Source organism: Flavobacterium frigidum (assembly GCF_048286795.2).
In genome coordinates this window covers 1-12,499 of record NZ_JBLVPT020000027.1, presented here as the reverse complement: position 1 = coordinate 12,499, position 12,499 = coordinate 1, and the positions used below count along the sequence as shown (strand labels likewise).

The window sequence follows — 12,499 nt, the reverse complement described above, 5'->3', positions numbered from 1 at the left end:
TTACTCGAAAAAACATCTATAAATGAACTACTTATGAAATCAGATTACAATAATGTCAATGAACATAATACTAACCAGCTGGTTTTCAACTTATTTTAATTGGACACTAGTAAAGAATTTTATTTAAAAAACAAATTCAATTTGTCGCTAACTTCTCTAATACCATTTGGTAAATAGGCGTTGCAACCCCAAATTTTACTGCTTGATCCACCACATATTTTGTCAAGGAAACTACTTCAGTATTTCTACCAGCCAATAAATCTCGGTGCATCGATGAAGTCGCGTCTTTTGGAGTTTTTTCGAGTTTAATAATCGATTGAGCAACAATGTCATCTGGCAACGCAACCCCTTTTGCATTAGCGACAGCAGTAATTTCGTTTAACAGTGAACTATAAATGGCTTTGTTTTCAGGGTTGTTTAAAATCCCTCCTATGTTTACATTCAAATAGGAAGTAGCTGAAGCTAATGCTGAAATAAAAATAAACTTTTCCCAAACCGTTTCTTCGATATTTTCCACAAAATAACTTTCGATATTGGCTTTTTCAAAGATGGATTGCAATACATTTAATTTGGAAACCGGAGTATTTTTAGAACCAAAAAATAGTTTTTCATACACACCTATTTTTTTAATAATACCTGGTGACTCAATCATTGCAACAATATACACACAACCTTGCAAAACAGTATTTTCAGAAAACAACTTTTGTATTCGCTCCGTGGCATCAACACCATTATATAAAGGTAAGAGTATCGTGTTTGGAGTAATACAATTTTTTATAGATTCTAAACTGGTTTCAATATCATAGGTTTTAGTGGCGCAAATAAGATAATCAAGTTTGCCTATTTCTTTAGGAACATTCGAAACTAAACTAGGAAAAGCAACTATTTCAGTAGTACCAGCTATAATTTTCAATCCATTTTTGGCGATAGCTTTTTGGGTTTCGCCACGTGCAATAAAAACGATTTCGATTGCATCTGATTCAAAATAAGCTTTAGCTAATAATCCTCCAAAATAACCACCTACTCCACCCAATCCTAAAATCCCAATTCTTGTTTTCATACAACTAATTTAAAAACAAAACCATCAAGAAAATTAGAAAATTAAGCCTTAGTACTTAATGAAACTAAATTTCTTAATGGTTCTATGTTAGATTTCACAATCTTTAATTTTATTAAACTTTTAATAAAAAAATGCAGACCTATAAGCCGGATTCTGTCCCCGAAAAATCGGAGCCTTATCATTTATCTAGATCCCGAATTACTTCGGGACTCAAGCTATCTACCCTTCAGCAACGAACGAGACGCCCTTAAATGCTGATATACTTGATATTTCACCGCATAGAGTTTACCTGGTTTCACTACAGCATTACCTGTACATACTTTCTGTTGCACTTGTCCTAATCCCGATAAATCGGAACCGACGGGTGTTACCCGCTATGCTTCCCTTTGGTGTCCGGACTTTCCTCTTTATTCCGAACTCGATTCGGAACCTGAAATCAGGTGTTGAAACAAGTTCAACATGAAGCGATAAGGCGGCCTGCGCGACAAATTTACACTATTTAATCCTTTTTTTTGGCTACTGTAACTTACTTTAACAAGCCTTTTACAATCAATTCATAATAAAATAGTTACCTTTAGTAAATAACTAAAAAATCTCTATTATGTCAAATATGTATCACTATGCCACCGTTTCTAAAGCCTTAGACGATTTGAATGAGATGGGATTTACCTATGATTTTAATATTCATGAGGACGATATTGTAAAAAATCCAAGCCATTATGAAATTCAACATATTTATAGATACGAAGGCGATAGTAATCCAGATGATGAAGCAACTGTTTATGGCATCAAGTCAACTTCGGGTAAAAAAGGTGTGTTTGTAGCGGGATATGCAGCAAATTCCGAAAACGGTGCCGCAAGAGTTTTAATCGATCTCACTATAAAAGATAGAAATTCTTAATTGTTTCTATCACTTTAAAATAGTGCAAATAAACATGCAAAACATCCCTTTTTATTAAGAGCTTATTCCAGCTATCCGTTACAATCTTATCCGCCATCCCGAGGTTTCGGGACCGGCGCATAAGGATTTGCACTGCAAACGAGTTCACTGAACTCCAATAAAATTATGGTACTGTGAAGTAATCTAGGCTAGGGTATTTGGGAAACAAAAACCATTCTGAAAATTATAAAATCTTTCAATCCTTAAATTTTTGCATCTTTAAATTAAAACCTATATTTGCTTCCGAATAAAATTTCTATGGAACAATTTGTTGTATCGGCTCGTAAATACCGTCCTCAAACATTTAAAGATGTTGTAGGACAAAAAGCCATTACCAATACTTTATTGAATGCCATAGAAAGCAACCACTTAGCTTCTGCATTGTTATTTACAGGACCTCGTGGCGTTGGTAAAACAACTTGCGCACGTATTTTGGCTCGAAAAATAAACCAGCCTGGATATGATGATCCTAATGAAGATTTCGCTTTTAATGTTTTCGAATTAGATGCTGCATCCAACAACTCCGTTGATGATATTCGTAATCTTATTGACCAAGTTCGAATTCCGCCACAAACAGGACAATATAAAGTTTACATTATTGATGAGGTTCATATGTTGTCTTCGGCAGCTTTTAATGCTTTCTTGAAAACATTAGAAGAACCACCCAAACATGCCATTTTTATTTTGGCTACGACCGAAAAACATAAAATTATTCCAACGATACTTTCTCGTTGTCAGATATTTGATTTCAAGAGAATTACCGTAAAAGATGCGAAGGAACATCTTGCCGAAGTAGCTACCAGTCAAGGTGTAGTTTTTGAAGATGACGCTTTGCATATTATTGCTCAAAAAGCAGATGGTGCTATGCGTGACGCTTTGTCTATTTTTGATCGAGTAGTTTCTTTTTGTGGAAAAGATTTAACACGTCAAGCCGTTACGGAGAATTTGAATGTGTTGGATTATGAAACATACATCAATGTAACCGATTTAATCTTGGAAAACAAAATCCCAGATTTATTGATGTCTTTCAACGAAATTCTGTCTAAAGGTTTTGATGCACACCATTTTGTGTCTGGTTTAGCTTCTCATTTTAGAGATTTATTAGTTTCAAAAACACCTGCAACTTTATCTTTATTAGAAGTAGGAGAACAAGCACAAAAAATGTATGGCCTACAAGCACAAAAATGCAGTCAAGACTTTCTTTTGAAAGGAATTGAAATGGCAAATGATTGTGATTTGAAATACAAAGTAAGCCAAAACCAGCGACTTCTTGTTGAACTTTGCCTTATGCAACTTGCCTCTATCACTTTTGATGGAGAAAAAAAAAAGTTGAGCAATTTATAATTCCTCCTACTTACTTTAAAAAGAGCGATTACTCTATCTTTGAAAGTCCAAAAGTTAAAATAGAAAGCACTACAATTAATCCAATTGCAGCAGCAACTCAGGAAAAAGAACCAGAAGTTATAGTTATTGCTCCTACAATACCAGCTCCTACTCCCGCAATTAATATTGATATTCCACTATCTAGTGAACCAAAGGTTTCTGCGTTTTCATTAGCTAGTATTCGTGCCAAAAAAGCATTGGAAGAAAGCACCAAAGGGATTGTTAAAGAAGTGGCTCACTTACCAACAATGTCGTTTACAGAAACTGAAATGTTATTGCATTGGAACAAATATGCGCAACGTTTAGGAGATAAAGGGTACAAAATTATGGAGTCGTTATTGCTTATTAACGATCCTAAATTAAACGGAACTTCCATCACAATTGAATTGCCAAATGAAGGTTCAAAACTAGATTTTGAAAAAGAATTAAATGGACTTTTAGGACATTTAAAAGGACATTTGCACAATCATGATATCACAATTGAAGTTATTGTGAATGAAAGTATTGAAAGTAAAAGAAGCTTTAACGACCAGGATCGTTACAACAGACTACATGAAATAAATCCAAATATTGAACTTTTACGAACAACATTTGGATTGGATTTAGATGCCTAACTTATCATTATATTTTACCATAATACATCGCTTTTACAATTCCATCTGAAAGTCCTATTTTAGGAACATAAATATTTCGTGCGCCACTCCATTTCATTGCGTTCAGATAAATTCTGGTGGCAGGAATAATTACATCGGCGCGATCTGGATTCAATCCTAACTCAGAAATTCTTTGCTCATACGAAAGTGAACTTAAGAACGCATATTGGGAATTCATGTAAATGTAGGACAAGGGTTTTTCTTGAACTTTACCCGACATTTTGAAAAGTTTATTAATATTTCCTCCAGAACCTATCAGAATAACTTCTTCATATTCCTCTGTATTTATTTTGATCCATTTTTCAATTTCATCCCAAACGACATCACAAACCATGTCGTTTAATAAACGTACCGTTCCTGCTTTGAACGATCTTGAGTTGATCAATTTACCATTAGAAAACAAAGTGAATTCGGTACTTCCACCGCCAACATCTACAAAAAGATAGGTTTGATCCGTTTTTAGTAAATGGTGTAAATCTGTTGAAGCAATTATTGCCGCTTCTTTTTTTCCATCGATAATTTCTATTTTGATGTCGGCTTTTTTCTTTATCAACGCAACAACTTCTTTACCATTGTAGGCTTCGCGCATGGCCGAGGTGGCAAAGGCCATGTACCGTTCTACCTTATGAACTTTCATCAAAAGATTAAAAGCTTTCATGGCATCGCACATTCTATCTAAATTTTCATCTGATATTTCACCAACTGTAAAAGCATCTTGACCCAAACGAATGGGAACACGCACCAACGAACTTTTATTAAACTGTGGTTCTTTTCCTTCTTGTTCTACAATATTGACAATCAATAAACGCATAGCATTAGAGCCAATATCGATTGCTGCATATTTTTTTATTTTAATCATTTTTAATTGAATTCGTTTCGTGTTAGAGAGATTAGATGGTCTAATTATTAACTCTAAAATCTAAAAATTAGTACTAGTATCCCCTTAGTTAAAGTAAAATAATTATAGAATGACCTCTGTTTTTGACTCGAATTCTACTTTACTTTGATAGTATTTATAGGTCTCCAGTTGTGCTCTAAAAACAGGATTGTGGTTCCTAACTCTATATTTATTATCTAATTTATACGAATGATAACGCGCCTTAACATTCCCTTTCCAACCAATATCAAAATTGTCTATCAATTCATTTTTTATTTCTTGATCGTAAATTGGGCAGGTTACTTCGACACGTCCATCAAGATTTCTAGTCATAAAATCAGCAGATGAAATGTAAACTTCGGTTTGACCTGCATTTCCAAAAATATAAACTCTAGAATGCTCTAAATAATTATCGACAATACTTATGGCTTCAATATTTTCACTCATTCCTGGAATTCCTGGTATTAATGAACAAATACCTCGCACCTCAAGTTGAATTTTTACACCTGCCCTGCTGGCTTCATATAATTTATCTATCATACCAAAATCTGACAGACTATTCATTTTTAGCTTAATATGCGTTTTCCTTCCCGCAAGTGCATGCGTAATTTCTCGGTCAATTAATTTTACAAATCGGGTTCTGGTGTAATGTGGAGAAACGATTAAGTGTTTGTATCGATGTACTCTATAATTGATATCAAAAAACTCGAAGATTCTCATAATGTCTTTCAGAATTTGCTGATGACTGGTAAATAATGTCACATCGGTATAGACTTTAGCCGTAGATTCATTAAAATTTCCTGTCGAAATAAAACCGTAACGTCTTATTTTATCCTGTTCCATTCTTTCGATAACACATATTTTGCTGTGTACTTTGAGTCCTTTAATTCCAAAAATAAGTTCAATTCCTTCTAACTGCATCTGCTCTGCATACGAAATATTAGAAGCTTCATCAAAACGAGCTTGCAATTCTATTTGAACGGTTACTTTCTTTCCGTTTTTGGCAGCATTGATGAGCGAACTAATAATCTGAGAATTTTTAGCCAATCGATATAATGTAATTTTTATCGAAGTTACTTTTGGGTCTAATGCTGCTTCTCGTAAAAACTTAGTCAAATACGAAAAAGACTGATACGGAGCATTGAGCAAATAATCCCGTTCACTGATTTTTTCTAACATACTTCCTTCCAGACTCAAACCTGGAATTGGTAGCGGATCATTGGTTTGGTAAACTAAATCAGACCTGCCTAAATTTGGAAAATTCATGTAATCGCGCCTATTGTGGTATCTTCCGCCGGGAATAATACTATCCGTGGAAACGATTTTCATTTTATCCAGAAAAAATTGTAGCGTATCGTCTTCAATTAGTTGATCATAAATAAAGCGCACTGGTTCTCCAATACGACGATCTTTGACACTCAACGATATTTTTTCGATCATACTTTTACTTAAATCACTATCAATATCCAATTGGGCATCTCTGGTAATTTTTATCATGTGAGCAGAAACGCTTTTGTAATCAAAAATATTAAAAATATTACTCAAATTGTGTCTAATGACATCATCTAGCAGAATGATATATTGCTTTTCATCATGAGAGGGTAAAACCACAAAACGGTTGATGGTTTTAGGTATTTCGATTACAGCATAACGAACTTCTTCATTTTTATTCATCACCAATTTGATAGCTAAATAACCCGAAGTATCTTTCAATACGGGAAATTCAGCCAAATCATTTAGGATAATGGTCACCAATTCGGGGCTCACTTTTTGGATAAAAAAGTCTTTTAAAAAGATTTCTTGCTCAACAGTAATGTCAGTTTCGGTGATAATGAAAATATTTTTTGTTTCAAGTTCACTTTCAATAATATTTAAGATGCGTAAACTTTCAGATTGTTGTTGGATTACAATTTCGGTAATATCCTTAACCAATTGTTGAGCCGAAATCCCGCCAAGGTACTTTTCGCCCGTAATTCCAGTTAAACTTAAACGTCTAATGGCAGCAAAACGCACTCTAAAAAACTCATCTAAATTATTCGAAAAAATTCCTAAAAACCGCAATCTATCTAGCAGTGGAACTGAGGAATCCCCCGCTTCTTGAAGTACTCTAGCGTTGAAGGCCAACCAACTTTTCTCTCTATCGATATATTTGTATTCTAAAACTTTATTCATCGCAACTCTTTGGGAAATATTATTTTATTTATTTTACCTTTTTCAATTGTAGTCCAATCATTTGTATCAAATTCTAAAGAAACAAAACCACTTGTAGAAACATTGTCAATGAAGATACCACCAAATTTATTAACAAAATTTGTAATGGCGCTATTATGACCAAAAACAATAACATTATCTAATAGATTACTACACGATTTGATAATTTTCTCCAGTTTATTTTCATCAAAAGTATAAAGATCGTCTTTGTAAACGATACTATCTAAAGGATACCCAAAATTTTGAGCAAAAATTAACGCAGTGTTTGTTGCCCTTTTTGCAGTACTTGCCCAAATACTGTAGGTTTTTGGAATATTATCTTTTGCAAGAAAAGAAACTAAATGTGCATCTGCAATACCTTGAGACGTCAAAACACGATTTTTATCTTGCATAGGAACCTCCCAACTTGATTTAGCATGACGCACCAATATTAAATTTTTCATAAGCAGTTAAATCGGAGAAATTAAACATTTATAAATAAAATAGAAATATACAATTTATTACTATTTTTTTTTGACAATTAACTAATCAATTTTCAAAAAACCAACATTATAAAAAAACGTATATTAAATAAATTAAGATAAATTTTGAAATATTTAATATAGTAATGCTCGGTAGAAAAAAATCATTAAAGTTATAAAACTAACGAATAGCTATGAAATTTGCATTAAAAAAGGCTTTTAATCGTTTATTTTTGTAGATAAAAGATAATAATTTTTATTTGAACTAAAATATTTACCTTTACCGTTACAATTTAATCATAATTTCAATACCTAGTTTCCCCAAATTAGAATTTAATTTTCAAAATAAAGAAATCAAATTATGGCTTTACCTACTACATTCCTTCATTGTATAAAAAATACACTTTTTTTTGTAAGCGCAAGAACGACATTTACTCCAAAAATTGGATTTCAATTTATTATTAACAACAGTAAGATATGTTATTCATCAATTGCAATTATTTTTGCCACTAAGTATCTAAGAACGCACAAACCAAATCATTTTTAAAATTACTATATCACTATCAAAAAAAATAATTGATAGCCCAACATAAAATTATACGTTACACTTTGTACTGTAACTAAACCAAAGAATATCAAAATATGGAAAACCATTACTTTATACACAAAAATAATGTTTTAACGAAAGTGAAAAATTTAATACTAATTTTTTTATTATTTTTCATATCCGAAAGTGTGTACTCGCAATATTACACTCAACATTATATAGCTCCAGCCCCGTGGAGATACTTCAGCGATGCGAATGAATTAGTTGTTGCAACTGAATCTACAACTAACGTATCCGTTCAAGTAACAAGAAGTGACGGGACGGTGATTACAACTTTAAGTGTAATCAAAGGAACACCCGCATTTTATAGATTTACAGGTTCTCCTACAGCAGTTGGTTCAGAGTACTATGCGTTAAATACAGTTGTAAATGGTGCTGGTCTTAATATTTCAGCAGCAAAACCAATTTCTATTAATATTAGAAATGTTGCTTCGGATGCTCTCATGCCAACTTCAACCTCGGATGCGAATTTTATTAAAGGTAATGCCTCTTTAACTAGTTTTGGATCGACAGGTGTTGGTGTAAGTTTTCGAGTTGGGTATTATAGAGATACTGATTTAGGTAATTTTGGTGGTCTAGGATTCAGAAGACCAGTTTATTCAGTAATGGCAATCAACAACAATACCTCTTTATCTATAAATGGTGTAACTACAGTTACTTTAAATGCCGGTCAAAGTTATCTATTCGAAGCTGCAATGGGTTCTTTAGTTGAAACGTCAGGTCCAGCTGTCATAAATACTAGTGCCAAAATTGACACCCCCGCAGGATGTGGTGATGGTACTTTAGATCAAGTACCTCCAATATCCGTTTTAGGAACTGATTATATAGTAGTGCGAGGCCAAGGTAATACAACAGCAGAACAAACTACTGTTGTAGCCACTGAACCAAATACCCTTTTAACAATACAACAATTTACAGAAACAGGTGCCTTATCAGGAACGACTTTTCAAACACTTGCTACAGCCGGTAGTTTTTTCACTTACAATCACGGTACTAATGCTAATTTTTCAGCATCAAGAATTGTAGGTGATAAAAAAGTTGTAGTTTATTCTGGAACTGCAATCAACTGTGAAGTTGATATTACAAGTATTGCGCCAGTCTCCCAATGTGGTGGTTCAAATTTTGTTGAAACATATAAATTTAGGGCATACGATACTAATACTAATCTCCCCTATTTTGGAAATATACTTTTAAATAGTGCAACCGAAATAGTTCGTGTTAATGGCGTAAATATTGAAACAATTGCCGGTACAAGGAGACAACTAGGCTCGACAGGTTGGTATCTCATTGATTTTACAAACGTACAAATAAGTTCTCCAAATTCAATAACGATTGAAAGTTTATCAAAAATGACAGTTGGTTTAGTGCAACAAGGTGGTGGGTTTTCTATGGCTGCAATTTTTTCAAGTTATACTGAAATTCCTGAAAATCCAACACAAGTTCCAAATACAGGATCTGGTTGCGCTACAAGTGCAACGCTATCTACAACACCTGGCTTTGGCCCGTACCAATGGTTTTTGAATGGAAACCCTATATCAGGTGCAAATTCCAATACCTATACTACCACTACAACTGGAAGTTATTCTGTTTCATCAACTTTATCTTGTGGAGCTGCTGCGCAATCTGCTCCAGTACCTGTAACAATTTGTGCTGATGTATCGATTACTAAAACCGTTGATATTGATTCGCCTTGTGTAGACTCTACTGTTAATTTTACAATTACAGCAACAAACAATGGTCCAAGTAATGCAACAGGTGTTTCTGTTTTAGATTTGTTACCAACAGGATATGCTTTTGTTTTAGCTACAACTAGTACCGGTACATACACAAGTTCCAATGGCAATTGGGCTATTGGAAGTTTAAATAATTTACAAAGTGCTACAATGGTAATAACAGCAAGAGTTAATGCTACTGGTAATTATACAAATGATGCAACTATTAGCTCTTCTAATGACTCTGACACCAGTAATAATACAGCAAATAGATCAACAACACCTAATCAGCTTCCTGCTGCAGCTACTCTAACTTCCAATAATCCAATTTGTTCTGGTGCTGATGCAATTTTTACTATAACTGGAACAGCAGGAAATACTGTAAACTATACAGGTGCAGCATCTGGAACAGCAACTATTGGTGCAGGTGGAACTGTCAATGTTACTATAACTGCAGTAACGTCAAATACAATTTTAAATCTTACTAACGTAAGTAACGGTACTTGTAGTCGTCCATTAACAGCGACTACTACGGTTAATGTGAATGCCCAAAACACTATTGCCGCTGGAAGTAATAGAACCACTTGTGTTAACACGGCAATTACCAATATTAATCTCGCAACAACAGGTGCTACTGGTGCTACTTTTTCTGGATTACCGGCAGGCATAACAGGATCATGGGCAGCTAATGTGGTGATTATAAGTGGTACACCAACAGCTTCTGGAACTTTCAACTATACCGTAACTACAACTGGTGGATGTCCTCCTGCAACAACAACTGGAACGATTACAGTAAGTCCTATATTGAGCAACAATAATTTAATATATACAAACGGATCTTCGGCGCAGATAAGTGTTACGGTTAATGAAGGTGCTTCTGCGGTTCTGAATGCGCCAGCAGGCACATATTTTTCCTCGGTTAATTTTGCAAGTTATGGCACACCTACAGGAACAGCACCTAATTTTAGCATTAATTCAGCTTGTCATTCTCCAACCAGCCAGTCTGTTGTAGAACGTTTGTTAGGAAATAGCACTGGAACGATACCAGCTAGAAATACAGTTTTTGGGGATCCTTGCGGAGGAGTTGTTAAAAGGTTAAGTATCGTTACCACCTATGTAGAACCTATATGTTCGGGAAGTATCTTTACTATTAATGGTTCAGCGCCAGCAGGCGGCAACGGCACTTATAACTATTTATGGGAAAGTAGTAGTGTAAGCGCGATATCTGGTTTTGCAGCTGCTGCAGGCACAAATAGCAATATAAGTTATTCATCGGGAGGAATAACTCAGAACACTTGGTTCAGAAGAACTGTAATTTCAGGTAGTTGTTCTAGCACATCAACAGTTGTGTTAGTTAGAGTAGCTCCAAATAATACAGCATCATCGGCAAGTTCAAGTCCGACTTTATGCATCAATACCGCTTTAACAAATATTACTCATACTACTATAGGAGCTACTGGAATAGGAACAGCTACAGGTTTACCTACAGGTGTTACTGCGACCTTTGCATCAAATACAATTACAATTAGTGGTACTCCAACTGCTTCGGGAGCATTCGATTATAGCATCCCATTAACGGGAGGTTGTGGGTCTGTGAATGCTACGGGAAGGATCATTGTTACACCTAACAATACGGTATCAGCAGCATCATCAACTCCAACATTGTGCATCAATACCGCTTTAACAAATATTACACATACTACTACAGGAGCTACTGGAATAGGAACAGCTACAGGTTTACCTACAGGTGTTACAGCGGCCTTTGCATCAAATTCAATTACAATTAGTGGTACTCCAACTGCTTCGGGAACATTCGATTATAGCATCCCATTAACGGGTGGTTGTGGATCAGTGAATGCTGCGGGAACCATTACAGTAACACCTAACAATACGGTATCAGCAGCGTCATCAACTCCAACGTTGTGTATCAATACGCCGCTGACAAATATAACACATACTACTACAGGAGCTACTGGAATCGGAACGGCTACAGGTTTACCTGGAGGTGTTACCGCTACTTTTGCATCAAATACAATTACAATTAGTGGTGCGCCTACTGCTTCAGGAATATTCAATTATTCTATTCCACTTACGGGTGGTTGTGGGGAAGTGACTGCTACTGGAACTATATCGATATATGCTCCTACTGTAAGTTTATCAGGCACAACATCAGTTGCTGAAAATTCTGGAAGTAGCGCGCTCCTTACAGCTACTCTATCAACTGCAACTATTAGTGATGTAATTATTACAATTTCTTATTCTGGAACAGCAACATCAGGTTCTGATCACACTGCAAGTAGTTTAACCATTACTATACCTTCGGGATCAACAAGTGGTACTGTCACCATTACTCCTATTGATGACAACATAAATGAAGGGCCAGAAACGGTTATTGCAAATATTGACAATGTAACAGGAGGTTGTGCAACAGAATTAGGTACTCAATCTGCAACTGTGACTATTACTGATAATGATGCTGTGCCTACTGTAGCCACGATCACTCCTGCTTCGGCTACTGAAGGAAGTCCTGTTGTGTTTGAATTCAGCTTGAGTAATCCTTCTGCTGAGGATACAACGTATACCTTTACATTCACC

The 12,499-nt window shown here is 35.0% G+C and carries 9 protein-coding genes and 1 other RNA gene; 4 read left to right on the top strand and 6 right to left on the bottom strand.

Annotation, left to right across the window (positions count from 1 at the left end):
* Positions 1 to 136: 136 nt before the first annotated feature.
* The gene (locus ACNQGB_RS15720; RefSeq protein WP_417946973.1) at positions 137 to 1,060 is read right to left on the bottom strand and encodes a ketopantoate reductase family protein; all 924 of its coding nucleotides are present in this window, start codon (positions 1,058 to 1,060) and stop codon (positions 137 to 139) included.
* Between the two features lie 126 nt (positions 1,061 to 1,186).
* Positions 1,187 to 1,544, bottom strand: an RNA gene (gene rnpB, locus ACNQGB_RS15715) — RNase P RNA component class A.
* A 117-nt stretch (positions 1,545 to 1,661) separates the two neighbouring features.
* On the opposite strand from rnpB, the gene ACNQGB_RS15710 reads away from it, so the two are divergent.
* Together ACNQGB_RS15710 and dnaX are read left to right on the top strand one after the other, a co-directional pair.
* Entirely contained in the window at positions 1,662 to 1,961 is a 300-nt protein-coding gene (locus ACNQGB_RS15710) for a hypothetical protein (RefSeq protein ID WP_309759011.1), read from the top strand.
* A gap of 297 nt (positions 1,962 to 2,258) precedes the next feature.
* On the top strand, positions 2,259 to 3,344 hold the full coding sequence (gene dnaX, locus ACNQGB_RS15705) for a DNA polymerase III subunit gamma/tau (RefSeq protein ID WP_417946975.1): 1,086 nt from the start codon (positions 2,259 to 2,261) through the stop codon (positions 3,342 to 3,344).
* A gap of 97 nt (positions 3,345 to 3,441) precedes the next feature.
* Here dnaX and ACNQGB_RS15700 read toward each other — a convergent pair whose 3' ends face one another.
* Entirely contained in the window at positions 3,442 to 3,573 is a 132-nt protein-coding gene (locus tag ACNQGB_RS15700) for a hypothetical protein (protein ID WP_417946977.1), read from the bottom strand.
* A gap of 7 nt (positions 3,574 to 3,580) precedes the next feature.
* Between ACNQGB_RS15700 and ACNQGB_RS15695 the strand changes: the two genes are divergently transcribed.
* Positions 3,581 to 3,997 carry a DNA polymerase III subunit gamma/tau gene (locus tag ACNQGB_RS15695; RefSeq protein WP_417946979.1) on the top strand — a complete coding sequence of 139 codons (417 nt, stop codon included), beginning with the start codon at positions 3,581 to 3,583 and terminating at the stop codon, positions 3,995 to 3,997.
* A 7-nt stretch (positions 3,998 to 4,004) separates the two neighbouring features.
* Here ACNQGB_RS15695 and ACNQGB_RS15690 read toward each other — a convergent pair whose 3' ends face one another.
* The 3 genes from ACNQGB_RS15690 to ACNQGB_RS15680 all read right to left on the bottom strand — a co-directional run bounded on the left by ACNQGB_RS15690 (position 4,005) and on the right by ACNQGB_RS15680 (position 7,567).
* The gene (locus tag ACNQGB_RS15690) at positions 4,005 to 4,895 is read right to left on the bottom strand and encodes a Ppx/GppA phosphatase family protein (protein ID WP_417946980.1); all 891 of its coding nucleotides are present in this window, start codon (positions 4,893 to 4,895) and stop codon (positions 4,005 to 4,007) included.
* Between the two features lie 102 nt (positions 4,896 to 4,997).
* The gene (ppk1, locus tag ACNQGB_RS15685) at positions 4,998 to 7,085 is read right to left on the bottom strand and encodes a polyphosphate kinase 1 (RefSeq protein ID WP_417946982.1); all 2,088 of its coding nucleotides are present in this window, start codon (positions 7,083 to 7,085) and stop codon (positions 4,998 to 5,000) included.
* The gene (locus tag ACNQGB_RS15680; RefSeq protein ID WP_417946983.1) at positions 7,082 to 7,567 is read right to left on the bottom strand and encodes a SixA phosphatase family protein; all 486 of its coding nucleotides are present in this window, start codon (positions 7,565 to 7,567) and stop codon (positions 7,082 to 7,084) included. Before ACNQGB_RS15680 ends, ppk1 begins: the two co-directional genes overlap by 4 nt.
* Positions 7,568 to 8,272: 705 nt before the next feature.
* Here ACNQGB_RS15680 and ACNQGB_RS15675 point away from each other — a divergent pair.
* On the top strand, positions 8,273 to 12,499 hold a 4,227-nt coding region (locus ACNQGB_RS15675), incomplete at its 3' end, for a Calx-beta domain-containing protein (protein ID WP_472777139.1).

What these genes read in the sequence shown, in the direction of transcription:
- ACNQGB_RS15720 (WP_417946973.1), bottom strand. Translation starts at nt 1,060, where the DNA reads ATGAAAACAAGAATTGGGATTTTAGGATTGGGTGGAGTAGGTGGTTAT.
- ACNQGB_RS15710 (WP_309759011.1), top strand. Translation starts at nt 1,662, where the DNA reads ATGTCAAATATGTATCACTATGCCACCGTTTCTAAAGCCTTAGACGAT.
- dnaX (WP_417946975.1), top strand. Translation starts at nt 2,259, where the DNA reads ATGGAACAATTTGTTGTATCGGCTCGTAAATACCGTCCTCAAACATTT.
- ACNQGB_RS15690 (WP_417946980.1), bottom strand. Translation starts at nt 4,895, where the DNA reads ATGATTAAAATAAAAAAATATGCAGCAATCGATATTGGCTCTAATGCT.
- ppk1 (WP_417946982.1), bottom strand. Translation starts at nt 7,085, where the DNA reads ATGAATAAAGTTTTAGAATACAAATATATCGATAGAGAGAAAAGTTGG.
- ACNQGB_RS15680 (WP_417946983.1), bottom strand. Translation starts at nt 7,567, where the DNA reads ATGAAAAATTTAATATTGGTGCGTCATGCTAAATCAAGTTGGGAGGTT.